Genomic DNA, 747 nt, shown 5'->3' on the forward strand with positions numbered 1-747 from the left:
GGATATCATATTTCGCAAATATAGAATTTTCCTTTGAACATAACAAACAATCAATTAAATTTATTAACCAGCAAAATCGAAGAAACTCTATTTACAGGCTATCCTCCCTTCTAAGTATTATTTATACAAAGTAGAGAAATACTTGCAAGTTCAAGATATACCACGAGATTAAGACTTGATGTAATTTTTCAAGTTGAGAGCCGAGCTATCCGTGTAATAGCTCGGCTTATTTTTTTTTAAATGAGGGAAAGGTTATTTAGGTAGATGATATTTGTCCTTTATATGCTCGGCCACGTGTTCGACTTCTGGGAACAACGTTGATTTGTCTATGCCGAGGGCTTCAAGCTGCTTCCTGATTTTCTGCTTCTGCGCTTTATTGATGATGTACACTTTGTAGCTGAAGTTGAGTGATGCTGGTTGGCTTTTATTGCCATTGATACCATAAAGGAAAAATGCCCCGGACTGCCGGATTATACGAGGATTGTCAAACATCGGTTTTACACAAAAGACTCTCTCGATATCCTTTGAGTCAATCACATTCTGAAAATGAGGTTTCTCGTACTTAATTTCATGCAGAAGATATTGGATTTCCTCTTCGGAGTTGAACTCATTCCTATCCAGTTCTCTCAAATCTTCGATACTGAAATCTATTGGACGTTTGGCGATATTAGAAACAACACTGACAGCATCACTGTCGAAATATTTAATATCTGATGTTTGAACTTCGAATCGGAACAGTTTTCCGTC

General features: G+C 36.9%; 1 pseudogene. It reads right to left on the minus strand.

The window, feature by feature from the left end:
- Nucleotides 1–252: 252 nt before the first annotated feature.
- A pseudogene (locus HMPREF0673_RS06985) lies at nt 253–747 on the minus strand (FRG domain-containing protein); the annotation flags it as partial.

The organism is Leyella stercorea DSM 18206, assembly GCF_000235885.1.
GTDB lineage: Bacteria > Bacteroidota > Bacteroidia > Bacteroidales > Bacteroidaceae > Prevotella > Prevotella stercorea.